The following is a 23,950-nucleotide window of genomic DNA, read 5'->3' as shown; positions in this document are numbered from 1 at the left end:
GGCCGGAGCCGCGCCCCTCGGGTCAGCGGCCATTGAAGGCGTCTCTCAGGCGGGAGAAGAAGCCCTGCTGCCCCGGGGCGAACTTGCCGGGCGGGCGCTCCTCGCCGCGGAGCTTGGCCAGCTCGCGCAGGAGCTCCTCCTGGGCCTGGTCGAGGCGGGAGGGCGTCTCCACGTTGACGTGGATCAGCAGGTCGCCCCTGCCGGTCTCGTTGAGACGCTGGACGCCCCTGCCGTACAGCGGGATGGTCTGCCCCGACTGGGTGCCGGGGCGGACGTCCAGCTCCTCCGCGCCGTCGAGCGTCTCCATCGACAGGATGGTGCCGAGCGCGGCCGCGGTCATCGGGATCTGCACGGTGCAGTGCAGGTCGTCGCCGCGACGCTCGAAGATCTCGTGGGGGCGCTCGACGATCTCCAGGAACAGGTCGCCGGGCGGGCCTCCGCCGGGGCCGATCTCGCCCTCGCCCGCGAGCTGGATGTGGGTGCCGTCCTCGACGCCCGCGGGGATGCGGACCTTGATGGTCCGCCGGGTGCGGACCCGGCCGTCTCCGGAGCACTCCTGGCAGGGGTTGCGGATGATCGAGCCGAACCCGCTGCACTGGGGGCAGGGGCGGGACGTCATGACCTGGCCGAGGAAGGACCGGGTGACCTGGGAGACCTCGCCGCGCCCGTGGCAGACGTCACAGGTGTCGGGGTGGGTGCCGGGCGCCGCGCCCGATCCGGTGCAGACCTCGCAGAGGATCGCGGTGTCGACGACCAGCTCGCGGGTGGTGCCGAAGCCGGACTCCCGCAGGTCGAGCTCCACCCTGATGGTGGCGTTGCGGCCCCGGCGGGCACGCGAGCGGGGACCTCTGCCACCGCCGCCGCCCGCCGCTCCGAAGAAGGCGTCCATGATGTCGCTGAACGGGAAGCCCGCGCCGAAGCCCCCCGCGCCCGCGCCGCCCGAGGCGAACGGGTCGGCGCCCATGTCGTACATCTGGCGCTTGTTGGGGTCGGACAGCACCTCGTAGGCCTGCGTGATGTCCTTGAACCGCTCCTGGGTCTCAGGATCCGGGTTCACGTCAGGATGCAGTTCTCTCGCCAGCCGGCGGTAAGCCTTCTTGATCTCTTCCGCGCTGGCGTCGCGCCGCACCCCTAGGGTGCCGTAGTAGTCGCTCTTAGCCACTTTTAGTTGACCTCTTATGATGCAGCCAGAATCTGGCTGACGTAGCGTGCCACCGCGCGCACCGCGCCCATCGTGACCGGGTAGTCCATACGTGTCGGACCCAGCACACCGAGCCGGGCCAGTTGCTTGTCCCCGGAACCGTATCCGGCGACGACGATCGACGTGCCCTGAAGACCGGTGTAGGGGTTCTCCGAGCCGATCCGCACCGTCAGCGCCGACAGGTCCGAGGTCTCACCGAGCAGTCGCATGAGCACGACCTGCTCCTCCAGGGCCTCCAGCACGTCACGGAGTCCGACGGTGAAGTCGGCTCCCGCGAGGTTGGCGGCCCCGGCAAAAACGATCTTCTCATCGTGCCTGTCCACGAGGGACTCCAGCAGCACCGACAGGATCGTGGCCGCGAGCGGCCGATCCTCGGCGGGAAGCCGGTCGGGCAGGTCCGCGACCTTGTCGGGGACGCTGGCCAGCCCGCAGCCGTCCAGGCAGACGTTGAGGACCGCGCGCAGGTGGGCCACGCGGTTCTCGTCGACGACGTCGGGCAGCTCGACCACGCGCTGCTCGACCCGCCCGGTGTTGGTGATGAGCACGAACATCAGGCGGCGCTCGCTCAGCGGGACCAGCTCGACGTGCCGGACCTTGGAGTTGGTCATCGTGGGGTACTGGACCACGGCGACCTGACGGGTCAGCTGCGCCAGCAGCCGCACCGTGCGCATCACGACGTCGTCGATGTCGACGGCGCCCGCGAGGAAGGTCTCGATGGCCCTCTTCTCCGCGCCGGACAGCGGTTTCACCTGTGAGAGGCGGTCGACGAACAGCCGGTAGCCCTTGTCGGTCGGCACCCGGCCCGCGCTGGTGTGGGGCTGGGCGATGTAGCCCTGCTCCTCCAGCACCGCCATGTCGTTGCGGATGGTCGCGGGCGACACACCCAGGTTGTGGCGTTCCACGAGAGCCTTGGAACCCACCGGCTCGTTGGTGGACACGTAGTCCTCGACGATGGCGCGTAGGACCGCCAGCTTGCGGTCGTCAACCAACGTGCTCACCTCCCTACCTGCGCTCGGACGGGAAAACGTCAGGTCTGGCACTCTGTGTTCCCGAGTGCCAAGTGTACGGCTCCCGCCTTCGGGGTGCGATAACACGGCACCAGGATGACGGCGGGCAAGCCAGTGTCAAGTCAGTTGCTATCGCTATCCAAGTGCTAAGGGCCACAATTCGGTATATGTCCAATGATTTCGGATCCCCTTCGGGTGACGGCTCCGCACACGTCCCCGGTTACGGCGCCCCCCAGCAGCCCTACGGCCAGCAGTACCAGCAGCCGCAGCAGTACCAGCAGCCGCAGGGCGGCCCCTCCTACGGCTACCCGCCTCCCGGCTACGGCGCCCCCCAGGCCCCGCCCGGGAGCGGGAAGATCAAGCCCGGCGTCGGCTGGATCGTCGGGGTGTGGCTCCTGTTCGTGCTCAGCGTGATCGTCGGCATCGGCGGGTTCGCGGGCGGCATCTTCGGCGCGGTCAAGGACTCCGCCCCCACCAGCTCGTTCGGCCCCGGCGAGACGGTGAACGTCAAGCTCGACCCGGCGGACAAGCCCGCCATCTACGTCTCGGCCACCAAGGGCACCAACTTCCAGTGCGAGCTCAAGGGCGACCCTGGCACGGTCAGGCTCCAGCAGCCCACAGTGGCTCAGGAGGTCACCGTCGACGGTGTCAGGTGGAACCTGGGCCTGCGCGTGGGGGTGGACAAGGCCGGGGAGTACCCGCTCACCTGCACCACCGACAACGCCGAGGCGAAGTTCGGCGTGGGCAGGGAACTCGCCGCGGGCGGCATCGTCGGCGGCGTGCTCGCGCTGATCGGGGTTCCGACCGTCGGCTTCCTGCTCGCCGTCGTCGTGACGATCGTCGTGCTGGTCAAGCGCAGCGGCGCCCGTAAGCGCCAGGCGGCGGCCGCGGCGGGCCAGTGGGGCCAGCCCGGGCCGTACGGCGGGTGACGGGGGCTTTTGCTACCGTCCACTTGATCCCTGGCGAGAGGCGGTTGGCGGTCGGTGATGTACGAGCGTGACGTGCTGGCGGGAAACTGGCGACGCCCCCTGAAGGGGAAGATCCCCCAGGTCCCCGCGGAGCCGGACCTGGTCGTCGAGGACGCGGACGGCGGCTTCTGCGGCGCCGTGGTGGCCTGTGACAAGGAGGCCGTCACGCTGGAGGACCGGTTCGGGCGGCGGCGGGTGTTCCCGCTGGAGCCCGCCGCGTTCCTCCTGGAGGGCAAGGTGGTGACCCTGGTACGGCCCGCCGCCGCGCCGCGGGGCCCGAGGCGGAGCGCCTCGGGATCCATCGCGGTCGAGGGCCTGCGGGCCAGGGTCGCCAGGGAGAGCCGGATCTACGTGGAGGGCGTGCACGACGCCGCGCTCGTGGAGAAGGTCTGGGGCCACGACCTGCGTGTCGAGGGAGTGGTCGTGGAGTACCTCGAGGGCGTCGACCACCTGCCCTCGATCGTCGAGGAGTTCGAGCCGGGCCCCGGGCGCCGCCTGGGCGTGCTCGTCGACCACCTGGTCCCGGGGTCCAAGGAGAGCAGGATCGCGGCCCAGGTCTCCTCACCCCACGTGCTGATCGTCGGCCACCCGTTCGTGGACGTCTGGCAGGCGGTCAAGCCGTCGGTGCTGAAAATCCCCGCCTGGCCCCCGGTGCCACGCGGCATACCCTGGAAAGAAGGCGTCATCGCCGCCCTGGGCTGGGATCTGGAGCCAGGCGAGGCCTGGCGCCGCGTTCTCGGATCGGTCACCACCTACGCGGATCTGGAGCCGGAGCTTCTCGGCCCGGTCGAGGAGCTGATCGACTTCGTGACCGTTCCCGGCCAGGACGACTGACCCCGCAACCCCGCAGGAGGGGCCATGAGCGACACTCCCGAGGATCCGCGGCGCGAGCCCGCGGGCGACGACCACACCGGCCACGCGGATCCGCAGGCCTACCCGGGCCACACCCTGCCCGGATACGGCGGGCAGGGGCACACCCAGCCCGGGTACCCCCAACCCGGGTACGGCCAGCCCGGATACGGCCGGCAGGGCCAGGACTACCCGCCGCCGACGGCCTCGCCGTACGACCAGGACCCCTACGGCTACCAGGGGTCGTACGCCCCGCTCATGTACGGCGCAGGAGGCTACGGACACCCCGGGCCGTACGGCCCGCGCCCCGGCACCGACGACGCCACCATGGCGATGCTCGCCCACCTGCTGGGGCTTCTGACCTCGTTCATCGGCCCGCTGGTGCTCTACCTCGCCAAGAAGGACGAGTCACCCTACGTGCGGGCCCAGGCGGCCGAGGCGCTCAACTTCCAGCTCACCCTGATGATCGCCTACGTGGTCTCCTGGGTCCTGATCTTCGTGCTGATCGGCTTCCTGCTGATCTTCGTGGTCTGGATCGGGTCGCTCATCCTGATGATCATGGCCGCCGTCGCGGCCAACCGGGGGGAGAACTACCGCTATCCGATGAACATCCGCTTCGTGAGCTGACCCCCGGGGCCGCGCGGGTCCCGAGGCGTGTCAGGTCAGGTCGCGCACCAGGGCGTCGGCCAGCAGACGGCCGCGCAGGGTGAGCACGGCGCGGCCGGTCTTGAACGGCTCCACCTCCAGCAGCCCGTCGGCCAGCGCCCTGGCGACCACCGGCGGCCGTTCTATCTCCTTGAGCGGGAAGCCCTGGGCGAGCCTGAGCTCCAGCATCAGCCGCTCGACCGCCCTGTCCTCCGCGGTCAGCACCTCGCGGGCGTGAGCGGGCGAGACGCCCGAGGCCAGACGCCCGGCGTAGGCCGCCGGGTGTTTGACGTTCCACCACCGGGTGCCTCCGACGTGGCTGTGCGCCCCCGGGCCCACCCCCCACCAGTCGCCGCCGGTCCAGTACAGCAGGTTGTGCCTGCAGCGCCCCGCCTCCGAGGCCGCCCAGTTCGACACCTCGTACCACTCGAACCCGGCCTCCGCGAGCATGGCGTCGGCGATGAGATAGCGGTCGGCGGCCACGTCGTCGTCCGGCATCGGCAGCTCGCCGCGCCTGATCCTCGCCGCAAGCCTGGTGCCGTCCTCCACGATCAGCGAGTAGGCCGACACGTGGTCGGGCCCGGCCTCGATCGCCGCCGCCAGCGAGGCGCGCCAGTCGTCGTCGCTCTCCCCCGGCGTGCTGTAGATCAGGTCGAGGTTGACGTGCCGGAAGCCCGCCTCACGGGCCTCCTGTACGGCGCGCGCGGGACGGCCGGGGGTGTGGCGGCGCTCCAGCACCCGCAGCACGTGCTCGCTGGCGCTCTGCATGCCGAAGCTCATCCGGGTGAAGCCGCCGCCCCGCAGCTCCTCCAGGTAGGCCCGGTCGACCGACTCGGGATTCGCCTCGGTCGTCACCTCCGCGCCGGGGGCGAGGCCGAACTCCTCCTCGATCACCGCCAGGATCCGGACCAGGTCGGCCGCGGGCAGCAGGGTCGGGGTGCCGCCGCCGAAGAACACGGTCTGCACCGGCAGGTCCACGTCGCCGAGGTTGGCCCGCGCCCGCCGTACCTCGTCGGCCGCGGTCTCCGCGTAGTCCTTCTGTGAGGCGCCGGGGCCGAGCTCGGACGCCGTGTAGGTGTTGAAGTCGCAGTAGCCGCAGCGGGTCACGCAGAAGGGGACGTGAACGTAGAAGCCGAAGGGCCGCTCCCCCAGGCCTTCGAGCGCGCTGCCGGGGAGGCTGCCCGAGGAGGGGACGGGGTCGCCGTCGGGAAGTGTGGATGGCACGGCATCAAGTCTGCCGCTCCGATCGCGGTGCCCCGTACGGCGGGCTCGCCCCCCGGCGCCGGCTCAGGGGCGGCTCGGAACCGGCGGGCGACGGGCCGCACCCCCGGGACCGGCGGGGCCGGACGGCGGCCGCGAAGCTGGGCACCAACTTGGCACACGGTTCCGATGGTCCTGACGGTGAAAGTGGTCCACGCTGTTTGTCGATCTTTCCGACATATGCACACGCACTCCTTTTCGCCATGCATCCCCCTCGGTTTTCACCATGCATCCCCCTTCGGAGAGCCCGTGAGCCACCCAGCGACCGAACCCGGCGCCGACCAGACCGCCGCGCCGCCGCCCCTGCAGAACGCCACCCGCTACCTGTCGGCGGGCGCCTACCTCGACAGCCGCTTCCGCGACCGCGTGCTGGACGAGCTGATGGGCGACCCCCATCGCGCCGTCGCCCCCTCACTGGGCGGGTGGAACCTGACCCCCGTGCTGACGCACTGTCTGCGGGCCCAGCAGATGACCCTGATCCGCGATGCCCTGATCACCGGGACGGCGTCCCTCCTGGGCGTGTTCGGCTGGAACTGGATCTGCCTGCTCCTTCCGCTAGCCCTGCTGTCCCTGCCCCGTGTCCGGCGGGGTCCCAGGGTCTGGCGGGTGCTGCTGATCCTCCTGACCGTCGCGGAGTTCGCCGTGCTGCCGCTGTTCCTCATCTGGATGGCCCTGGCCTTCCTGCCCAGATCCTCGAGGGCCTTCGACATGGCGACGGGCACCTACGTCGACACCTCTCCGTCCCCGCTGCTCATCGTCCTGGCTCTCCTGCTCGGCCTGCTGATCAGCCTGCTGATCAGCTTCCTCCCCCTGGCCATCGCGGCCGGTTACCGGATCAACCGCTACGTGGCGCTGAGCACGGAACTGCGCCCCGGCGCCACCCTCCCGCCCCCCGGGGGCTCCGGCGACACCGGCTGGCGACGGAGCCGCAAGGCCTACCTCGACCAGGCCCAGTGGGGCAACATCACGCTCTTCGGCGCGGACGACCCGTTCGTCGGCGCGGGCTCCGTACGGCGCTCGTGGTCGATCGTGGCGGAGCTGGACCGGACGACGCGCTCCGACAACTCCCCCGCCGCCACCCCCCGCGACTACGCGCGGATCGACCCGGCCGATCTGCACTCCTTCGTCAGGCAGCGCCTGCTGGAGATGCGTGACGCGGTCAACGAGGCCCCCGAGCGGGTCAGCCGTATGCACGTCGGCGACCACCTCACCGCACGCGGCACGTTCACCCGGCTCGACTGGCCCGAATCCGGCGCCCCGCGCCGCTGGAGCGGACAGAGCCACCCGCTGATCGACACCGCGAGCGGCCTGCCGCACTTCGTGGCTCCGCCCGAGGTGATCACCGACGTGATCCGCCAGCCCCAGGGCGGGCTGAAGCACTACCAGCGCGTCACCGTCGACAGCGACGGCGAGGAGATGGTGAGCTCGAACGGCTCCCTTCTCGCCCCCGGCGAGGACAGGCAGGTCTCCGTCTCCGCCTTCATCCATCTCGCGGTGGAGGGACGGATGCTCTACACGCAGTTCGTGCTGACCGTGCTGCCTCCGGTCGCCGCCGAGTACCGGGTCGTCGACGAACTGCCCGCCCTCACCGGACCGGCGCTCGTCTGGCGCGCGGTCAGCCGGAACACGCTGGACCTGATCGCCGACACGGTCTTCGCACCCTTCCGTCTGGTCCGCGTCGCGGTCAGGGCGATCCGATGGCGCCGGGAGACGCGCAACCCCGCGGCCCTGCCCGTCTACCCCTTCGGCGCGCGCAGGAGCGTGCGGGAGCTGGGATCCGCCTACGGCCTCGGCGGGTTCATCCAGCGGCTCGACGCCGACAAGTACGTCAAGCTGATCGAACGGCGGCTCACCGAGGCGGTCCTCGACTACCTGGACTCCAAGGACATCGACACCAGCGGATACAGGGCGCAGGCCTCGAACATCATCAACAACGGCGCCCTGATCACCGGCGGCACCTTCAACGGGCCGGTCGCGGCCGGGACCGGGGCGAGCGCGAGCCAGCACGGAGGAGACAAGTGAGCGAGAGCAACAGCGGTTTCCAGATCACCGGGGGCGTCTTCAACGGCCCGATGGCCGCCGGGATCGGCGCCCAGGCGGTGCAGCACACCACGGCCCCCGCGGGCGGCGACCGCCCGGCCGAGCTGCTCGCCCTGATCCGCGAGCTGGTACGGCGGCACGCCGCGGAGCTCGGCGACACCCGTCCCCTGCTCAGGGACGCCGACCAGGTCGAGGCCGAACTCCAGGAGGACAGCCCCGACGGCGACTACCTGTCCGGGACCCTGGCCAGGATGGCGGGCCGTGTCACCTCGGTCGCCGCCATCGCCGAGGCGGTCGCGGCGCTCGCCGCCCTGGTGTCGGGTACCTAGCCCCTCCGGGCGGGTCGGCGACACGAGCGACGGCGGCCTTCCGGCCGCCCGTTCCGGCCCCGCCCGGCGGTCTCGGACCCGGCGGACGACGCTCCGGCGGGTCCCGCACTCGGTGGGGCCGGTGTGACCGGCGGGGCCTATGCAGCAAATCCCGGGCAGACCATTGACGCCTAGATCGCCCAAGTCTACGATCCGGGAAAACTTAAAGGAAAGTTTCCTATAAGTTACCCCCCCAGCAAGTGGAGAAGCCCGTGCAGAGACTCCTCCGGAACACGCTCGCGGCGACCCTCGCCGCCGGTCTGACGGCGCTGGCCGTACCGGCTCCCGCCCAGGCCCAGGCGCACCCGGACCACGGCGACCGCTTCAAGCGGGTCGCCTATTTCGTTCAGTGGGGCATTTACGGCCGTAATTACCACATCAAGGACATCGACACCACCGGCGCGGCCGCCAAGCTCACCCACGTCAACTACGCCTTCGGATTCGTCAGCCCCGAGGGAAACTGCATCTCCTCCGACTCCTGGGCCGACTGGCAGCGCCCGGTGCCCGCCGACCAGAGCGTGGACGGCGTCGCCGACCCGGAGGGCCAGGTCCTCAACGGCAACCTGAACCAGCTGAAGAAGCTCAAGGCCAAGCACCCCGGCCTCAAGGCGATGATCTCCCTCGGCGGCTGGAGCGGCTCGAAGTACTTCTCCGACGCGGTGCTCACCGCCGAGGGGCGGAGCAAGCTGGCGGCCTCCTGCGTCGACCTGTGGCTCAAGGGCAACCTGCCCGGCGCCGCCCCCGGCGCGGGCGCGGGCGTCTTCGACGGCATCGACCTGGACTGGGAGTGGCCGGGTTCCTCCGGCGCCGAGGGCAACGTCATCAGGCCCGAGGACAAGCGGAACTTCACGCTCTTCACCGCCGAGCTGCGCCGCCAGATGAACGAGGTGAACCGGAAGAGCGAGCTGAGCGCCTACCTTCCTGCCGCCGCGGCGAAGATCGACGCGGGCTTCGAGGTCCGCGAGCTCTTCAAGCACTTCACCTTCGCCACCGTTCAGGGCTACGACCTGCGTGGTTCGTGGGAGAACATCACCGGCCACAACGGCAACCTGCTCACCGACCGGCGTGACCCCAACACGGTGAAGTACAGCGTGGACCAGACCGTCCGCGACTACCTGTCGCGCGGCGCCCCGGCCAAGAAGATCGTGGTCGGCATCCCGGCGTACGGCCAGGGCTGGACCGGCGTCACCGGCGGCGGCAACGGCCTGTTCAAGAGCGCCACCGGCGCCGCCCAGGGCACCTGGGCCGCCGGCTCCGACGACTACAAGAACATCGTCAAGAAGCCCGGCAAGCGCTACTTCGACCCGAGGACCGGATCCGCCTGGATCTATGACGGCAACGAGTTCTGGTCCTACGACACCCCGGCCACCGCGACCCAGAAGGCGGCCTACATCCGCCTCAAGGGCCTCGGCGGCTCCATGATGTGGTCCATCGACCAGGACGACGCCAAGGCGTCCCTGACCTCGGCCATCTACAACGTCCTCCGCTGAGCCGACTCCCTCCGGCCGCCCTGCGCGGGGCGGCTCCCTCCAGAGGCTTCCGGTGGGACGACTGACTCCGGCCGTCCCACCGGAAGCGAAGCCCCCTGGACATCACGTGCCAGGTGACTCCCTCCGGAAGCCCCGCGCCTGGCCGCCTCCTCAAGACCGGGCGGGGTCGCAGATCCTGGGTCATCAGCGCCCCCGCCCGCACCACCACACCCCTTTTCAGCCCCACAGCCCCCCTCCAGCACTGCCTCCCCCTCAGCTCTGCCGGCCTGCGCCCTTCCAGCGCCACACCACCCCTCGCAGCACTGCGCCCCCCTTCCAGCGCCGCACCACCCACCCCCTCAACGCCGCGCCCCTCGCAGCACTGCCTCCCCCCTCAGCTCTACGCCCCTTCCAGCGCTGCCCCCTTTCAGCGCCGGTACGGCGAGCGGCGGCACAGAGCGGAACGGCGCCCATGAACGGCGCGAACCCGTTGACCGGTCCCCCTCCGCGCCCATGAAGTGATCTCCGGGTTTCGCTGGAGTGGTTTGGGGCGGTTTCCCAGCGCAGCACACCTGGCGCGATTCCCTCCCGCTCTCTGACGCGTCCTCGACCGCCAAAGCGAAGCTCGACAGTTCCCGCACGGTCTCGTCGGGATCCCGTGGCCGTCCATGACGGGAAAGCACGCCTGCGGCAGCCTGGAGCCCCCGTGGAGCCCCGCCGGAGCCAGTCAGCGACCTCCCCGTCAGGCCCTCCGGCCGCCCAGCACCCGGTCGGCGACCTCGTCCCACACGGGAGAGTGGCCGGGCACGGCGAGCAGACGCCGCAGTAGTTCCTTGTCCCCGTGGTAGGCGCGGAAGGACTCGGTGACGGTGACACTGCCCTCAGGGCGGGCGACGATCTCCACGGCGTCGCCGGAGCCGAGATCCCCCAGCTCGACCACCCGCAGATAGGCCCCGACCCTGCCCGCCTGGGTGAAACGCTTGATCCAGCCCTTCTCACCGAGCCAGTTGCGGAACACCAGGCACGGCACCCGGGGCCCCGTGACCTCGATGACGGCCGTGCCGACCCGCCAGCGTTCGCCGATCACCGCGCCGTTGACGTCGAGGCCCTCCGTGGTGAGGTTCTCCCCGAAACAGCCGTTGCGCAGCTCACGGCCCAGCTCCCGCTGCCACCAGTCGTAGTCCTCGCGGGCATAGGAGTAAACCGCGTGGTCGGGCGCGCCGTGATGCTCGACGTCCGCCCGCTCGTCGCCCGCCAGGCCGTTGGGCCCGACCTCGATCCGGCCCCGCGCCTCGGCCTTGTCGATCGCGGTCCGCCCGAGCTTCCCCGCCCATTCGGCGTCGACGGCCCTGCCCACGTTGACGGCGACGATGCGCATGACACGACGGTAGCCGCCCTCCCCCGGGGAGGCGAGGCGTTTCTCCCGCTTCCCGTCACACGAGTCTCCCGGCCCCATCACACGACGGCGTCGGCTGACCGCGCCCACGCGCGGCCATCCGACGCCTCAGGGCAGGACACCCCACACCACCCGACACCGAGGCGAGCACCGTCCGGAGCCCGTGCACCGGCTCACCGTGACGGCCGCCGCCGAGCCGGTGACCGCTTCGGCGAGCGGTTCGGAACGGCCGGGGCCGTCAGGAGCCTCGAGGAGGCTTCCCGGCCCCGCGCGGACTACTTCTTCGACTTGTCGGCGGAGGACTCGGTGGACAGCGCCGCGACGAAGGCCTCCTGGGGCACCTCGACTCGGCCGACCATCTTCATCCGCTTCTTGCCTTCCTTCTGCTTCTCCAGCAGCTTGCGCTTACGGGAGATGTCGCCGCCGTAGCACTTGGCGAGGACGTCCTTGCGGATGGCGCGGATGTTCTCCCTGGCGATGACCCTGGCGCCGATCGCGGCCTGGATCGGCACCTCGAACTGCTGCCTCGGGATGAGCTCGCGGAGCTTCTTGGCCATCTCGACGCCGTAGGCGTAGGCCTTGTCCTTGTGGACGATGGCGCTGAAGGCGTCGACGGCCTCACCCTGGAGCAGGATGTCGACCTTGACGAGCTCGGACTCCTGCTCGCCGAAGGGCTCGTAGTCGAGCGAGGCGTAGCCGCGAGTGCGGGACTTGAGCTGGTCGAAGAAGTCGAAGATGATCTCGCCGAGCGGCATGGTGTAGCGAATCTCGACGCGGTCCTCGGACAGGTAGTCCATGCCCTGGAGGTTGCCTCTGCGGTTCTGGCAGAGCTCCATGATCGCCCCGATGAACTCAGAGGGGACCAGCACGGTCGCCTTCACCACCGGCTCGAAGACCTTGTCGACCTTGCCCGTGGGGAATTCGGAGGGGTTGGTGACGACGACCTCTTTGCCGTCCTCCATGACCACCTGGTACACCACGTTGGGCGCGGTGGAGATGAGCGAGAGGTTGAACTCGCGCTCGAGACGCTCTCTGACGATCTCCATGTGGAGCAGGCCGAGGAAGCCGCAGCGGAAGCCGAAGCCGAGGGCCGCGGAGGTCTCCGGCTCGTAGACCAGGGCGGCGTCGTTGAGCTGGAGCTTGTCCAGCGCCTCACGGAGCTCGGGGTAGTCGTCGCCGTCGATCGGGTAGAGGCCGGAGAAGACCATCGGCTTGGGGTGCTCGTAGCCGCTGAGCGCCTCGGTGGCGGGCCGGGTGCCGGAGGTGACGGTGTCACCGACCCGCGACTGGCGCACGTCCTTCACGCCGGTGATCAGGTAACCCACCTCGCCGACGCCCAGACCCTTGTCCGCGATCTTGGGCTCGGGGGAGATGACGCCGATCTCCAGGGTCTCGTGGGTCGCGCCGCTGGACATCATCAGGATGCGCTCGCGCTTGCCCAGATGACCGTCCATGACCCGGACGTAGGTGACCACGCCGCGGTAGGTGTCGTAGACGGAGTCGAAGATCAGCGCACGGGCGGGCGCGTCGGCCTCGCCGACCGGGGCGGGGACGCTCGCGACGACGTGGTCGAGCAGCTCCCGGACGCCGACGCCGGTCTTGCCGGAGACCTTGAGGACGTCCTCGGGCTCGCAGCCGATGAGGTGGGCGATCTCCGCGGCGTACTTCTCCGGCTGGGCGGCCGGAAGGTCGATCTTGTTGAGCACCGGGATGATCGTCATGTCGTTGTTCATGGCCAGGTAGAGGTTGGCCAGGGTCTGCGCCTCGATCCCCTGCGCGGCGTCGACCAGCAGGATCGCGCCCTCACACGCCTGGAGCGAGCGGGAGACCTCGTAGGTGAAGTCCACGTGCCCCGGAGTGTCGATCATGTTGAGGACGTAGTCCGTGCCGTCCACCTGCCACGGCAACCTGACCGCCTGCGACTTGATCGTGATGCCGCGTTCGCGTTCGATGTCCATCCGGTCGAGGTACTGGGCGCGCATGGAGCGGTCGTCGACCACACCGGTAATCTGCAGCATGCGGTCGGCAAGCGTCGACTTACCATGGTCGATGTGCGCGATGATGCAGAAGTTGCGGATCACCGCGGGATCGGTCTGGCCAGGCTGAATGCGCACCGGTGTCCGTTTCGACGGGATTGATGACGATCTACGGCTGGCATACCAGCCGTTCTCCATGGTGACATGTCCGGGTGATTACCCAGACCAGAGCACGGCGCGGCCTGCGGTTTTCAGTGGCGGTCGCGGCCCTGCTCCTTGTACTGCCAGGGGTGGCCGCGGCCACCCTCACGATCCAGTTTACCGGGACACCCGCCCCCTGGGCGAAGAGCACCGGCCACGACGCTCTGTGGCTCGGTCACATGTGGGTGGACGGCCGTAAGAACGCCGCCGACGTGAAGGCTCTGGCCGCCCGGCTGCGCAAGAGCGGGATCAGGGACCTGTACGTCCACTCCGGCCCGTTCGACTTCGACGGCACGCTTCCTCCCGCGAAGTACGCCAAGGCCGCCGACTTCCTGAAACGGTTGCGCGCGGAGTTGCCGAAGATCCGAGTCTCGGCGTGGCTGGGGCAGAAGGTCGACGTAGGCCTCGACCTCGACGACGCCGCCTCAAGGCAGCGCGTGCTGGACGGCGCGCGCGCCATCATGGCGACCGGATTCGACGGCGTGCACTACAACTTCGAGCCGGTCGGCGACGGTGACACCGAGTTCCTGGACCTGCTGACCCGCACCCGCCAGGTCGTCGGCGAAGGCCTGCTCTCCGTCTCGACACCCCAGATCGAACCGTTCCCGCTCACCCGGCCCGCGGTGCGCGCGGTCATCGGCCACGACAAGTACTGGTCACCGGCCTACTTCCAGGAGGTCGTGACCCGTGCCGACCAGGTGGCGATCATGACCTACGACTCCTTCCTCCCCTCCGAACTGCTCTACGGCGGCTACGTCGTACGGCAGAGCACGCTGGCGCTGGAACTCGTGCCCGAGGAGAAGACCCTGCTGATCGGCGCCCCGGCCTACCATGACCACGGAGTGGAGTGGGGCGACATGGCGGAGAGCGTCGAGACCGCTGCCGAGGGCGCCCGGCTGGCCCTGACCTCCCACGGGAAGCAGCGAGAGCTGTTCGGGCTGGCGCTCTACGTCGACTTCGCGGCCACCGCCGAGGACTGGGAGGAGTACGACCGGGCCTGGCTACGCCCCTGAGCCCGCCCCGCCCTCGCCGGACGTCCCCCCGGCTCCGTCCTCCAGTGGGGGACCAGACGGTTGGGAGACCTTCCAGCAGGAGGGCTCGACGGGTTGGAAGACGACTCCGCCGAGGGTTCTCACAAGAGCCGGGAGACGGAATCCGACGGCATCGGCGGCGCTTCCCCGGTCCGATGTGGAGCGGTCGCCCGATCCGGTGTGGGACGGTCGGCGGTTCCCGGCGACGATCAGGACATGAGCACGGTAAGCTGATCAGGCATCCCTCTGTCCAGGCTGTCGATTTGAGCGACCGCCCAGGCAGTTGGTAGCCTATTCAACTGCGTGTGGCGCGCCCTCTCTGCCCGCGCGCCCCACTCCGACGACATTCACCGAGGCTTCTTCGTGGCGAACATCAAGTCCCAGATCAAGCGCAACCGGCAGAACGAGAAGGCCCGGCTGCGTAACAAGGCTGTCAAGTCGTCCCTGAAGACGGCCGTCCGCAAGTTCCGCGAGGCTGCCGACCAGGGCAAGGTCGACGAGGCCGTTGTGCTCATGCGCGCCGCCTCCCGCCAGCTGGACAAGGCCGCCAGCAAGGGCGTGATCCACAAGAACCAGGCCGCCAACCGCAAGTCGGCGATCGCCCAGCGCGTCGCCGCCCTGTCGGCCGCCAAGTAACCCAGGTTCTTCCAGACGCCGCACCCTCGAAGGGGGTGCGGCGTCTTTGGCGTTGTCCCCGCCCGGGCTCCCGACGCCCCGCCCGGTTCGCACATCCCTCCCAAGGACGCATGCCCCCAAAGGGGCATGTCCTGCCCGTGGACGCGACCCGCCCGCCATCCGACCCGATCCGCACAATCCGTCCAGATCCGACTGCCCACTCCCCAGACCCGCCCCGTCACGGGACGTCCTCTCAGCCGGACACACGACCTCGTCTGAACAGAACGCTCCACCAGCGGGCCCGCGGACACCCCCGCCCCAGGCATCCCCATCCCGGACGCCTCGTCCCCGGACACCCCCGCCCCGGACCCGGGCATCTCCATCCTGGGCACTTCCGCCCCCGATCGTCCCCGCCTCAGGCATCCCCGCCCCGGACACCCCATCCCGAGCACTTCCGCCCCGAGCATCCCCGCCCCGGACGCCCCCACCCACCGGACACCTCCGTCCCGGATTCGGGCATCCCCCAGGCATCCCCATCCCGAGCACTTCCGCCCCGAGCATCCCCGCCCCGGACGCCCCCACCCACCGGACACCTCCGTCCCGGATTCGGGTATCCCCGCCTCGGACACCCTCACCCCAGGCATCCCCATCCCGAGCACTTCCGCCCCCCGGATATCCCCGCTCCGGGCATCTCCTCCCAGGACACCTCCGTTCCCGTCCCGGGCCCCCGTGGTTACGGGCCCCAGGCCCCGTGCCACCCGGTCTGTCCGCGCAGGGACGGACCTGCACACGCATGGGCGAGGTCGCGACGGCCCGCATCCGACCGAATTCCCAGCCGGGCATCACCGTGCGCGTGGGAGCGAGATCGCCGGGTGGGTCTCAGCGACCGGTACGGCTGGCGACGACGGTCTGGATCATGTGCTCCAGCGCGTAGGCGGGATCGGCGCCGCCTCCCTTGACCTGCTCGTCGGCCGTCGCGGCGGCTTGGAGCGCGCGGGCGATGCCCTCGGGTCCCCAGCCGTTCAGCTGACGCTGGACGCGATCGATCTTCCACGGCGGCATGCCGAGATGGCTGGCGAGCTGCCCGCCGCGCAGATTGCGGGGAGCGCCGCCCACCTTTGCCAGGGAGCGCAGACCGCCGGCGAGCGCGCTCACCAGCAGAACAGGGGCGGTGCCTGTCGCGAGAGCCCAGCGCAACTGCTCCAGGGCGTCTCCCAGGCGGCCCTCCACGGCGGAGTCGGCCACGGTGAACCCGCTGACCTCGGCCCGTCCCCGGTGGTAACGGGCGACGGCCGCCTCGTCGATGGCCTTTCCCGGTGTGTCGAAGGCGAGCTGGCTGCAGGCGGCGGCGAGCTCTCTGAGGTCGGTGCCCACCGCGTCGAGCAGGGCGGCCGCCGCGTCGCCGCCGATGGTGCGCCCTGCCCGCTTAAACTCGGCCTTGACGAACGCGAGCCGTTCGGCGGGTTTGGTCAGCTTGGTGATGGTGATCACCTGGGCTCCGGCCTTCTTGACGCCGTCGACCAGTGCCTTTCCCTTGACCCCACCTGGATGGACCAGGACCAGGACGGTGTCTTCCGACGGGTTTCCGGTGTAGGAGACGATCTCGGCGATGACCTCCTTGGCGAGGTCCTGGGCGGAGCGGATGGCCACCACCGACCTGTCCCCGAACAACGACGGCGAGGTCAGCCGAGTCAACTCTCCTGGCTCGACCTTCCCGCCGACCAGGTCGTGAATCTCGGCCCCAGGGTCGGCCGCCCGCGCGGCGGCGACCACCTCGCCAACCGCGCGATCCGCCAGCAACTCCTCGTCGCCGACTACCAAGGTCACTGGTGCTGGATTGGTCGCCGCCATGCTCAGCAGCATGCCACGTACCGGTGGCCGAATCGCAATCGACAAGCGATTCGCAATTCATCTGCAGGTGGCGTGCGGCACACTCTGAATGACCAGAGGAGATGAAAACCCGATGAATTCCACCGTCTGCCGTCATGCCTGCCCCCACTGCGGCGCGGCCCTCGACGAGGGACCCATCATGTATCGCTGCGCCCCCTGCGGCCGTTCCGTCTACGCCGCCGACGTGGACACTGAGTTCCACCACCCGGCCAACCCCACCGTCTCGGTCTAGGGCACCTCCCCCGAGCTCTCGCCTCCGCTGAGGATCGGCCGAACGCCCACGACTCGGCCGACCCCACCGTCTCGGTCCAGGGCTCGTTCCCCAACCCCTCGCCTCCGCCGAGGATCGGCCGGACTCCCGCGACGCGGCGGTGCCCAGACCGCTCCAGTCAACGCTCTCTTTGAGCTCGAGACCCAGACTCCCGGACCTGCTCCTTTCGAGAACTCTCGAGCCCGCTCTCCCCGGGAGTCGTCGCGTCGCCTCCGGGCTCGTCCCCGGCCGCCAAAAGCACCTGTCGTCCTGACGAGTCGCAGGCGAGGGGGTGTTTGGACGTTTGTCGGCGGCTGACGCGCCCGGCTCGCTAGCGTACGACAAATGATCAGGTTTTGGCTGTTTCGCCCTGCACGACTGGCAGTCGCCGCAGCGCTGTTGGTGTGCGGAGCCGCGGCCAGTTCGACCGACCTCGAAAGAGGGCTGATCGTCACCTGCGTCTCCTCCTCGGTGGGCGACACGGTCTCGATGTCGTGCCAGGACCCCGAGCTCGAAGCCCAGATCAAAGCTCAGGCGTTCACTCCCGAGGAGGCGAAAGCCGCAGGATGCGACCCCATCACCTGGCACGACGGATCGGACACGGCCGAAGCACCTGTTCCCGACGTGATCTCGTCGCCCGAGCCGGATCTCGACCACTTCTCCCCGACGCCGCCTCCCTCCTCCCGGACGCCCGACCCGGCGATCTCCACCAGGGTCGACCAGGCATGGGCCCGGATCGAACGCTGGCTGGGCGAGCACGCGTCCGCCACCCTGCGCAAGCTGAAATTTCCCGCAGGACCTGAGGCGCTCGCTCTCTGGGAGGAGTCTCACAAACGCAGGCTGCCCGACGACCTGTACGCCTCCTACATGCACCACGACGGAGCCGACGGCAACCTGGGCGACGGGTTCCAGCTGCCCCCGTCCTACGGCCTTCTCGAGCTGTCCGACATCGACCACGTCAACAGCGGAAAGTGCCAGGACCTCGTGATGGACGGGAACCGGGAAGCGGCCGACCCCGAACACGGGCGATGGCACGGCAGCCTGCTGGCGATCGGCGACACGAGCACCGGTAAGGAGTTGTTCGTCGAGCCTCGAACCGGCCGCGTCGGCGAGTCGGCGTGGAACGAAGACCTCAGCTACGACGGCCCCATGGGCTGGCCGTCGTATCTCGCCCTTCTGGAAGCCCTCGCCGATTCGCTGGAGAGGGGTACGGCGCTGCGCGACTGGTATCCCGTCGTCACCCCCGGATGTGAGTTGCGCTGGGCCGAGGAACCCGCGGATTCCGCCCCCACCGGTTGCGCCGGCGGGCCCCGCCCGTCGCCGACCCCCACCCCGACCGTCGAGCCGACGCCGGACAAGCCCACACCGGAACAGGTGCGCGCCAGCGGGTGCAGGCCCGCACGGGGGACTCCGGTCGTCCGGACTCCGGGTCCGGAGGTCACCGCCCAGATCAACGCCGTCTGGCGGCGCGTCGAACGATGGCTGGCCCGCAAGGCTCCTGCCACGTACAAGCTTCTCCCGCCCCCGGCCCGCCCTCGGGACATCGCGAAGGTGGAGGCCGCCATGGGCCTGCGCTTTCCCGACGACCTGCGCGCCTCTCTGCTCCGCCACAACGGCGCCGGCTCCTGGGGATTCGGACCCGCCCCGTTCTACGAGCTGATGTCCGCCAAGTACGTCTACTCGGACTGGAAGATGCTGTGCGACATCGTTCTCAGCGGATCCGGGGAGGGGGTCGGCTACTGGTGGGACGGCCACCTGATCCCGTTCGCCGCCGCTCACGACGGTGGAAACCTTTTCATCGACACCCGAACCGGTAAAACCGGTGAGTACTTCAACGAGGAGGGACTGACCTTCGAAGGCGACGTCGTCTGGCCTTCCTATCTCGCGCTGCTCAAGGCGACGGCGAGGTCTTTGGAGACCGGCCGTCCCATTCGCGGCTGGCGCCCCACCGTCAGGAAGGGCGAACTGGACTGGGAGAGCACAAGATGACCGGCCATGCCGAAGCCCCATGAACAGGAACGGCACGCGGTGATCAGCCGCACCAAGGCCGGCGGACCGCCGTGGTTCTCCCCCTTCGACGGGCTGACACCGGCGGAGCATGGCTCCTGGACGCCGGCCGAACCCGTCGGATCGCCGGCCGTGAGAGGCCTCACTTTCCTGAGACAACAGCCAGCCCTCCTTCGCGGGCGACCACGGCGAGAGTTCCCGACAGGTCGGTCCGGTAGACCCGCATGCCGAGCCCCAGCAGCCCGGTCAGAGTGGGTGCGGCCGGGTGACCGTAGTCGTTGTCGGCCCCGACGCTGATCAGGGCGGCACGGGCGCCGGTCGCCGCGAAGAAGGCGGGATCGTGTCTCGCCGATCCGTGATGGGGAACCTTGAGAATGTCGACCCGCGGCAGACCTCGTCTGAGGAGCTCGGTCTGTGCCTCGGTCTCGATGTCTCCGCTGAGCAACGCCGTACCGGCCGCCCAGCGCACATGCACCACGACGCTGGCGTTGTTGATGGTCGTTCCCTCGCCTCCACCGGACGGGGGCGTCTCGGCCTGCGGGGCGAGAACCGTGAGCTCGGAGGGACCTAAGCGCCAACTCAGCCCCGGACGCGCCGCCCATTCGACGACCCTGCGCCGAGCGAGATCACCGCTCAGCCGGACGCCCTCGCTCTCGGCCGCGCTTCGGGGTGTGACCATGATCGCCCCCACCGTACGCCTGCGGAAAACCCCGTCCAGTCCTCCGACATGGTCGAAGTGCGGATGGGTGAGGATGACGAGTGGAACCTCCCGCACCCTCATGGACCTCAGGCACCGGTCCATCCGCACAGGATCAGGCCCGGTGTCCACGACCACGGCACGGCCCGGTCCCGCGGCGACGAGCAGCGCGTCCCCCTGGCCGACGTCACACGCCACCAACAGCCAGTCTTCGGGCGGCCAAGCGGTCACGACCGATCCGGCCACGACGGCGACGACGGCCGCTCCGGACACCGCGGCCGCGACGACCCGGCGCGACCACTGACGTCGCAGCGCGAGGAAGGCGAGCGGGACGACCACGAGCAGGGCGATCAGCCCCGCGAGACCGCCGGGCCACGAGATCACCCCCAGGGGGAGCACGGCGGCGTGCTCCGCCACCTCGATGATCCAACCGATGGCCAGACCGGCGGGACGGACCAGCAGGTGCGCGGCTCCCATGTGCAGCGGTGCGACCAGTGCGGCGACGAAACCCAGCAGGGTGGCGGGAGCCACGGCGGGGCCCGCGAGCAGGTTGGCGGGAACAGCCGCAGGTACGAGTTGCCCGGACATCAACACCAGCACCGGAGTGACGGCGACCTGCGCCGCAGCGGGCACGGCGATCGCCTCCGCGACCCAACGGGGCAACCTCGTGGCGAACCGGTCCCGCCAACGTGGGGCGAGAACCAGGATGCCGCCGGTGGCGCAGACCGACAGGGCGAAGCCGTAGGACCGGGCGAGAACGGGATCGAAGAGGATCAGCCCGAGAACGGTCACCGACAGGGCCGCGACGCCGTCACGCGGCCGCCCTGTGCCGAGCGCCAGAGCGCCGACGCTTCCCATGAGCAGAGCGCGGAGCACACTGGGCGACGGACGTGCGACGATCGCGAAGGAGAACATGGCGAGCATCGCCAGGGCCGCCCGGGCGGCGAGGGGCAGCCCCACGCTCCGGGCCAGTGCGACGGCCGCCCCGGCGGTGACCGCCAGATTGGCGCCCGACACCGCCGTGAGGTGACTGAGCCCGGCCTGTTTGAAGTCCGCTCTGACCTGCTCGTCCATACGGGACACGTCTCCGACGACCAGCGCGGGCAGCAGCCCTCGCTGGGCCGGTGGCAGCACGGCCGCCGCCTCACGCAGCCCTGAACGCAGCTCCCCCGCCACACGTTGGATCCAGGACGGCCCGCTCAGGACCTGGGGCGGCCCTCGCACCAGCACCACAGCGGCGAGCAGCTCACCCGGGCCGGCCGGACCGAACCGTCCTCGGACGGCTATCCGCTGACTGGGCAGCAACGACCGCCACTCCTCTCCGGACGCGAGCAACGTCACCGACGCGCGCACCGCGACCCTGCCCAGCGCTCCCCTCGCCTTCCCCCTCGCCTTCCCCCTCGCCTCCCCGCTCGCCTCCCCACGCATCACCTCACCCTCCCCCTCCCCCACACCTGTCCCTGTGCTCCCCCCGCTCTCTCCTCCCTTCTCCATCTCGTCTGCCGCCTCCCCCGCCGTCGCTCCGTTCTCCACCGCGCTGTTTCCCACCACTCCGTTCCCCGCAGTTCCCGTGCTGCCGCCCGCCGCCGTGGCCGCCGCTGTCTCGACCACCTCGATCCGCGCGGACACCACGAAGCTCTTCCTGCGGAAAAGCCCGCCGCGCTGGGGCAGCTCTCTGGGATCGTCCGTCACCACCGCCTCCACCGTCGCTGAAGCCCTCCTGCCGACCAGCTCGGCCACCGGTCCGACGCCGGTCGCACGCACGTGGAAAGCCACTGTGCCGGCCACGGCCGCCACACACACCAGCACCGCGAACGTCACACTCCTCCAGCCCGCCTCCCTCTCCCGGCGGAACATCACCGCCGCCAGGAGCGCGCCGCCAACGGCGATCGCGGCCACCCAGCCTCCCGCGGAGGCGGAACAGCCCAGAAGGACAAGGGCCGTGGCCCAGGCCGCGAGGGCGGGCAGCACCAGATGCAGTGTGTGCGAGTGTGTGTCCTGCCGGGAAGGACTGTCACCACGGGGTGGAGGCCCACCTGCATGACGTGAAGACTCCTCACCACGGCATGAAGACTCCTCACTACGACGTGAAGACTTCTCACCACGGCGTGAAAACTCATCGGCCGGGTGTGGAGGCCCATCCCCGTGCTCTGAGAAGCCATGGTCTGAGAAGCCATGGTCTGAGAGGCCGCCGTCATGGACGGTGCCGCGGGCGACGTCGCCGGAGGTGTCGGAGCGCCACGTCGTGAAAGCGTCAGGACGGTTCATGACCCCACCTGGGTCAGGTGTCTGCTCATATGGTTCATGACCCCACCTGGGTCAGGTGTCTGCTCATACGCGGACCCGGTCCTTCATCTCGGCGTACTTCCGATCGCCGATGCCACTGATCTCACGTAGTTGACCGACGTCGCGGAAACCCCCGTGACCGTCGCGGTACTCGGTGATGCGACGGGCGAGCACCTCACCGACGCCCGGCAGTTGTTCGAGTTGTTGCGGTGTGGCGCTGTTGAGATCGAGAACAGCCGTTGCGGGATCGACCCCAGCCGGTGCGGCCACCGCGGCGGGGCCAGGAGCACCGACGACGATCTGCTCCCCGTCGACGAGCCTGCGGGCGAGGTTGAGCGTGCCCGCCGCCGCGCCTTCGCGCACGCCTCCCGCGACCCGGAGGGCGTCAGTCACTCGAGAGCCGCCAGGCAGAGTTACCACGCCTGGGCGGCGAACCTTGCCGGTGACGTGGACGGTGACCTCGTAGGCCGCCTCGCCTGCGGTCGCGGGCTGGGAGGACGGATGCGAGAGGGGCGACAGAGACGCAGGAGGAGAGCCGGAGATCGGCGCGGGCGGGGCGAGCGGCTCGGGCTCCGGTTGTGATCGCCAGAGATGGACGCCTGCCGCGAGAGCCGCGGCCAAGGCGATGAGAACGAGCACACATAGTGCCGGACGGCTGAGGCCGAACAAGGGTCCCTGAGCGGTGACGGCCGTACGGAGGGCTTCTAAGGAGGGAGGCATCGGGGTGGAGCGGATCCAGCCGGCGGGAGCGCCGGTGTGGGCGAAAGCTTCGGCGCCCTCGGAACGCCCGGCGCTCCCCGGATGCGCGGAGCCCCCCACAGCGGACTGGTCGTCCTGACGGTTTCGGCCCTTCTGGTCAGTGGGGTCGGCCGGTCGGACGGTGTCCCCCGGATCGACGACGAGCGTCGAGGGGACGAAACCCCTGCCGTCGGGCCACTCGCCCAAGCCCTCCTGGTCGGCGGGAGCGGAGGATCGAACGACGCCTCCCGGATCAGCGGCCCCTGTGGGGCCGAAGAGGGGGCCGGAGCGGAACCGGCTGTCCTGGAGCGGCGTGCTGTGGGATGAGGCGACCTCCTCCGGTACGGCGAAGCCACTGGAGCGCGCCGAGCCGCCAGCCCGCACGGAGACATGAGGAGGGGAGGGGAAGCCTGAGCCGACAAGATCGGCGGAGCGGGAGGGCGCGTCAAGGTCGACAGGATCTCTGGGGCGGAGAGGAGCCTCCGGCCCCGCAGGGCCGGCGAACCGGGAAGGGGCGTCATCGATGGGCCTGGAAGGAGCAGCGGGGGAAATCGGCGAAGCCGGGTGCCCCGGGCCGGTCTGGTGATCCGGAGAGGTCGAATGAACCAGGCGTAGCGGAAGAGGGACGGAGTCGGGGACGTCGAACGCCGTCAGAAGTCGCAGCCGCGACTCGGCACGGAGTCGCTCGGTGGCCTGATCTGTGGTCCGCACGTCCAGGACGCTATGGCGACGTGGCTGCGCGCCAATCCACCGAACGCGACTCTGGGGATAACTCGAAGGACCTACGGCGACCTGTGGACAGCGAGCCTCGAAACCTGCCGGATCCGTTTGCTCACCCGACGCGCTGAGCCGAGGCACGCCGGACCCGGTCCGGGAGCTCAAGCCCGGGACAGCTCCGACCCCGAAGACGCCGCCCGCCCTGGGGACACCGTCAAGCCTGGGGCACCGTCAGGCCAGGGGCACCCTCAGGCCGGGGAACACCGTCAGGCCGGGGAACACCGTCAGGCCGGGGAACACCGTCAGGCCGGGGAACACCGTCAGGCCGGGGAACACCGT

18 protein-coding genes are annotated in these 23,950 nt (G+C 70.0%); 10 read left to right on the top strand and 8 right to left on the bottom strand.

Features of this window, described 5'->3' with window-relative positions; translation table 11 throughout:
- Window positions 1–22 precede the first annotated feature (22 nt).
- Together dnaJ and hrcA are read right to left on the bottom strand one after the other, a co-directional pair.
- Complete coding sequence (gene dnaJ / locus PKF00_RS14500) at window positions 23–1,162, bottom strand: molecular chaperone DnaJ (RefSeq protein ID WP_271218012.1); 1,140 nt, start codon at window positions 1,160–1,162, stop codon at window positions 23–25.
- Between the two features lie 14 nt (window positions 1,163–1,176).
- The gene (hrcA, locus tag PKF00_RS14495; RefSeq protein ID WP_271218149.1) at window positions 1,177–2,190 is read right to left on the bottom strand and encodes a heat-inducible transcriptional repressor HrcA; all 1,014 of its coding nucleotides are present in this window, start codon (window positions 2,188–2,190) and stop codon (window positions 1,177–1,179) included.
- Window positions 2,191–2,375: 185 nt separating this feature from the next.
- On the opposite strand from hrcA, the gene PKF00_RS14490 reads away from it, so the two are divergent.
- Genes PKF00_RS14490 through PKF00_RS14480 form a run of 3 tightly spaced genes read left to right on the top strand, consistent with a single transcriptional unit; the run spans window position 2,376 to window position 4,652 of the window.
- The gene (locus tag PKF00_RS14490; protein WP_271218011.1) at window positions 2,376–3,137 is read left to right on the top strand and encodes a hypothetical protein; all 762 of its coding nucleotides are present in this window, start codon (window positions 2,376–2,378) and stop codon (window positions 3,135–3,137) included.
- A 57-nt stretch (window positions 3,138–3,194) separates the two neighbouring features.
- Window positions 3,195–4,010 (top strand): DUF3097 domain-containing protein, encoded by an 816-nt coding sequence (locus tag PKF00_RS14485; protein WP_271218010.1) that lies wholly within the window; start codon window positions 3,195–3,197, stop codon window positions 4,008–4,010.
- Window positions 4,011–4,034: 24 nt separating this feature from the next.
- Window positions 4,035–4,652, top strand: coding sequence for a DUF4870 domain-containing protein (locus PKF00_RS14480; protein WP_271218009.1), 618 nt, complete (start codon window positions 4,035–4,037; stop codon window positions 4,650–4,652).
- 30 nt (window positions 4,653–4,682) lie between these two features.
- Here the strand turns inward: PKF00_RS14480 and hemW are convergent, their stop codons facing one another.
- On the bottom strand, window positions 4,683–5,894 hold the full coding sequence (hemW, locus tag PKF00_RS14475; RefSeq protein WP_271218008.1) for a radical SAM family heme chaperone HemW: 1,212 nt from the start codon (window positions 5,892–5,894) through the stop codon (window positions 4,683–4,685).
- A 285-nt stretch (window positions 5,895–6,179) separates the two neighbouring features.
- On the opposite strand from hemW, the gene PKF00_RS14470 reads away from it, so the two are divergent.
- From PKF00_RS14470 to PKF00_RS14460, 3 genes are all read left to right on the top strand, one after another.
- Complete coding sequence (locus tag PKF00_RS14470) at window positions 6,180–7,952, top strand: AbeC-like domain-containing protein (protein WP_271218007.1); 1,773 nt, start codon at window positions 6,180–6,182, stop codon at window positions 7,950–7,952.
- Window positions 7,949–8,299, top strand: a complete 351-nt coding sequence (locus tag PKF00_RS14465; RefSeq protein ID WP_271218006.1) for a hypothetical protein — start codon at window positions 7,949–7,951, stop codon at window positions 8,297–8,299. The genes PKF00_RS14470 and PKF00_RS14465 overlap by 4 nt, the downstream gene beginning before the upstream one ends.
- Window positions 8,300–8,550: 251 nt before the next feature.
- Window positions 8,551–9,828 carry a glycoside hydrolase family 18 protein gene (locus PKF00_RS14460; protein ID WP_271218005.1) on the top strand — a complete coding sequence of 426 codons (1,278 nt, stop codon included), beginning with the start codon at window positions 8,551–8,553 and terminating at the stop codon, window positions 9,826–9,828.
- 721 nt (window positions 9,829–10,549) lie between these two features.
- Here PKF00_RS14460 and PKF00_RS14455 read toward each other — a convergent pair.
- Both PKF00_RS14455 and lepA read right to left on the bottom strand, forming a co-directional pair.
- Complete coding sequence (locus PKF00_RS14455; RefSeq protein WP_271218004.1) at window positions 10,550–11,185, bottom strand: MOSC domain-containing protein; 636 nt, start codon at window positions 11,183–11,185, stop codon at window positions 10,550–10,552.
- A 293-nt stretch (window positions 11,186–11,478) separates the two neighbouring features.
- A complete protein-coding gene (gene lepA, locus PKF00_RS14450; RefSeq protein WP_271218003.1) occupies window positions 11,479–13,317 on the bottom strand; it encodes a translation elongation factor 4 in 1,839 nt (612 codons plus the stop codon).
- Between the two features lie 74 nt (window positions 13,318–13,391).
- Between lepA and PKF00_RS14445 the strand changes: the two genes are divergently transcribed.
- Both PKF00_RS14445 and rpsT read left to right on the top strand, forming a co-directional pair.
- The gene (locus tag PKF00_RS14445) at window positions 13,392–14,393 is read left to right on the top strand and encodes a glycoside hydrolase family 18 protein (protein WP_271218002.1); all 1,002 of its coding nucleotides are present in this window, start codon (window positions 13,392–13,394) and stop codon (window positions 14,391–14,393) included.
- A gap of 381 nt (window positions 14,394–14,774) precedes the next feature.
- On the top strand, window positions 14,775–15,047 hold the full coding sequence (gene rpsT / locus PKF00_RS14440) for a 30S ribosomal protein S20 (RefSeq protein WP_271218001.1): 273 nt from the start codon (window positions 14,775–14,777) through the stop codon (window positions 15,045–15,047).
- 858 nt (window positions 15,048–15,905) lie between these two features.
- On the opposite strand, the gene holA is transcribed toward rpsT, so the two are convergent.
- The gene (holA, locus tag PKF00_RS14435; RefSeq protein WP_271218000.1) at window positions 15,906–16,889 is read right to left on the bottom strand and encodes a DNA polymerase III subunit delta; all 984 of its coding nucleotides are present in this window, start codon (window positions 16,887–16,889) and stop codon (window positions 15,906–15,908) included.
- Between the two features lie 100 nt (window positions 16,890–16,989).
- Between holA and PKF00_RS14430 the strand changes: the two genes are divergently transcribed.
- Both PKF00_RS14430 and PKF00_RS14425 read left to right on the top strand, forming a co-directional pair.
- Window positions 16,990–17,148 (top strand): hypothetical protein, encoded by a 159-nt coding sequence (locus tag PKF00_RS14430; protein WP_271217999.1) that lies wholly within the window; start codon window positions 16,990–16,992, stop codon window positions 17,146–17,148.
- Between the two features lie 363 nt (window positions 17,149–17,511).
- On the top strand, window positions 17,512–19,155 hold the full coding sequence (locus PKF00_RS14425; protein WP_271217998.1) for an SMI1/KNR4 family protein: 1,644 nt from the start codon (window positions 17,512–17,514) through the stop codon (window positions 19,153–19,155).
- Between the two features lie 160 nt (window positions 19,156–19,315).
- On the opposite strand, the gene PKF00_RS14420 is transcribed toward PKF00_RS14425, so the two are convergent.
- A complete protein-coding gene (locus tag PKF00_RS14420) occupies window positions 19,316–21,841 on the bottom strand; it encodes a ComEC/Rec2 family competence protein (RefSeq protein WP_271217997.1) in 2,526 nt (841 codons plus the stop codon).
- 360 nt (window positions 21,842–22,201) lie between these two features.
- On the bottom strand, window positions 22,202–22,876 hold the full coding sequence (locus tag PKF00_RS14415; RefSeq protein WP_271218148.1) for a ComEA family DNA-binding protein: 675 nt from the start codon (window positions 22,874–22,876) through the stop codon (window positions 22,202–22,204).
- Between the last annotated feature and the right edge of the window lie 1,074 nt (window positions 22,877–23,950).

Source organism: Streptosporangium carneum (assembly GCF_027922005.1).
Classification (GTDB): Bacteria; Actinomycetota; Actinomycetes; order Streptosporangiales; family Streptosporangiaceae; genus Streptosporangium; species Streptosporangium carneum.
This window is presented reverse-complemented; position numbering and strand designations above follow the sequence as displayed.

What these genes read in the sequence shown, in the direction of transcription:
- PKF00_RS14415 (WP_271218148.1), bottom strand. Translation starts at nt 22,876, where the DNA reads ATGCCTCCCTCCTTAGAAGCCCTCCGTACGGCCGTCACCGCTCAGGGA.
- holA (WP_271218000.1), bottom strand. Translation starts at nt 16,889, where the DNA reads ATGCTGCTGAGCATGGCGGCGACCAATCCAGCACCAGTGACCTTGGTA.
- PKF00_RS14430 (WP_271217999.1), top strand. Translation starts at nt 16,990, where the DNA reads ATGAATTCCACCGTCTGCCGTCATGCCTGCCCCCACTGCGGCGCGGCC.
- PKF00_RS14490 (WP_271218011.1), top strand. Translation starts at nt 2,376, where the DNA reads ATGTCCAATGATTTCGGATCCCCTTCGGGTGACGGCTCCGCACACGTC.
- PKF00_RS14455 (WP_271218004.1), bottom strand. Translation starts at nt 11,185, where the DNA reads ATGCGCATCGTCGCCGTCAACGTGGGCAGGGCCGTCGACGCCGAATGG.
- PKF00_RS14480 (WP_271218009.1), top strand. Translation starts at nt 4,035, where the DNA reads ATGAGCGACACTCCCGAGGATCCGCGGCGCGAGCCCGCGGGCGACGAC.
- PKF00_RS14485 (WP_271218010.1), top strand. Translation starts at nt 3,195, where the DNA reads ATGTACGAGCGTGACGTGCTGGCGGGAAACTGGCGACGCCCCCTGAAG.
- PKF00_RS14425 (WP_271217998.1), top strand. Translation starts at nt 17,512, where the DNA reads ATGATCAGGTTTTGGCTGTTTCGCCCTGCACGACTGGCAGTCGCCGCA.